General features: G+C 43.0%; 3 protein-coding genes. All 3 read right to left on the bottom strand.

Annotation, left to right across the window (positions count from 1 at the left end; translation table 11 throughout):
* On the bottom strand, window positions 1-397 hold a 397-nt coding region (locus PX484_RS10555; protein WP_288103764.1), incomplete at its 3' end, for a tetratricopeptide repeat protein.
* Between the two features lie 24 nt (window positions 398-421).
* Window positions 422-934 (bottom strand): hypothetical protein, encoded by a 513-nt coding sequence (locus tag PX484_RS10550; RefSeq protein ID WP_287666639.1) that lies wholly within the window; start codon window positions 932-934, stop codon window positions 422-424.
* Window positions 935-1255: 321 nt separating this feature from the next.
* Entirely contained in the window at window positions 1256-1741 is a 486-nt protein-coding gene (locus tag PX484_RS10545; protein WP_002759464.1) for an allophycocyanin subunit alpha-B, read from the bottom strand.
* Window positions 1742-1819 lie beyond the last annotated feature (78 nt).

The following is a 1819-nucleotide window of genomic DNA, read 5'->3' as shown; positions in this document are numbered from 1 at the left end:
CTAGGATATTTTTGGCTCCAGAAACGTCTTGAGTTTGTAATCTTGTTCCATAAAGAACTAGCATAACTTCCAGATTGTCGGGATATTTTTGATATAACTTTTCTAAAGGTTCTCTGGCTCCGATAAAATCTTTTAACTGTAGGCGAGCTTGGGCCAGTCCTTGCAAAGCAGTGGGGTTATCTGGTTCACGTTCAAGAATTTTCTCGTAACCTTTGACCATTTCTTCTAATTTTTCGCGGGGAATAGTTGCCTCTTGCCCAGATTGATTGCCTTGGGGGGAATTAGAATTATTATTTTTCAATAAACCTAAAGTTGGCACCATCATTAAAGCCAGAAATACTAAACCAGAGGAAACAATTAAGACTCGTTTGAGGGCATCGTTATTTTTTTTGGGCATACTTTTTAAAGATTATAGATAAGATTAATCAGTAGTAACTTGATGAAATTCCTGACCCCAAAGATGATAAGCCCAAATTCCCAAGCCAAAACTACCTAAGCAGAGGATGGTGAGCATCAGGAAAACTTGCCACCTATTGTAACCTGCTTCCTGAAGTTCTAGACGACCGAGGATAGTGGCGGCTAAGAGGATTAAAACTCGACTAAATACCGCCCACTTGTGGAAGATAAAGACTACCGCCAAGGACCAGCCGAGAATTGATAATACAGCGCTAATATCGTTTTTAAACCAACTGCGGAAAAATACCGGCATTAAGTGACTAAACAGAGTTAATCCTAGGGCAATTGAGAGGATAACCCCTACCCCTAGGATATAGATCATGATTTCTAGCCATTCGCTAGTGAGAGTCCAATTCATCTCATCACCGCGGGCAAGCAACCAATCACTCCATGATAAACGCTCATGGGCGATCGACCAGCCAAACACCCCATAGACCGATGGAATCAGAAAGGTAAGTAGTATAATGCGCCAAAACATAATCAGTTATCAGTTATCAGTTATCAGATGTAAGTTTTAAGTTATAGCGTTTCCTGTTGGCAAGCGGTACATTATCGATGTTGAAAAGCTTAATCAGCAAAGGTTTAACTGTGCCACACAGGTGTGAGAAACGCTATAATTAGTTAGTTAGTTATTTATCTTCATCTTTATCCCTGATTACTGTTTACTGATTACTGATCACTGATTACTGGACGGCTACGCCGTGCCTTTGGCAACACTGAAAAAAGTCAAGCCTGAACCCTGAAAGAGACGAAAATTGCCCCTTTTCAGACTTCAGGCCCTTGGGATTGTCCCGATCGCTTAGGACATATACTGGATGATAAAGTCGAAGTAGGGGGCTGCTTCCACGGCATCCTCTTGAGTCAAAAGACCTAAAGCGGCCTCTTTGAGACAACGAATCGCCTCCACCATGCCGGGGACGGGAACATTAAGAGAGTTATACATCTCTTTGACCCCGATCAGGCCGGTTTGTTCGATCGGTCCCTTATCTCCGGCTAATACCCCATAGGTAACTAGACGCAGATACCAACCATAATCGCGCAAGCATTGATTATATTGACGCTGACCGTAGGCATTGCCCCCCGGCGCTCTATAATCGGGACGTTTCTTGAACAGTTGTTTTTGAGCCTGATCGACGATTTTTTTCTCATTGTCAGCGAGAGTTTCGGCAATGCGAATTCTCTGCTCACCGGTTTTTAAAAATTGCCCGATACCCTGTAGTTCACCACTACTAGGATAACGAAGTTCGTCGTCGGCTTTGAGGATGACTTGGCTAACTACGCTCATAATATCAAGGTAAATTCTGATAACATTCTGTAGTTTATCTCAGGTCGGGGTCTGGAAGTCGAGTCATCCCTGCTGGTT

The organism is Microcystis sp. M49636_WE2, assembly GCF_030065375.1.
GTDB lineage: Bacteria > Cyanobacteriota > Cyanobacteriia > Cyanobacteriales > Microcystaceae > Microcystis > Microcystis aeruginosa_C.
This window is presented reverse-complemented; position numbering and strand designations above follow the sequence as displayed.

Bases quoted from the DNA above. Each gene is read 5' to 3' on its own strand.
- PX484_RS10550 (WP_287666639.1), bottom strand. From the start codon at position 934: ATGTTTTGGCGCATTATACTACTTACCTTTCTGATTCCATCGGTCTAT.
- PX484_RS10545 (WP_002759464.1), bottom strand. From the start codon at position 1,741: ATGAGCGTAGTTAGCCAAGTCATCCTCAAAGCCGACGACGAACTTCGT.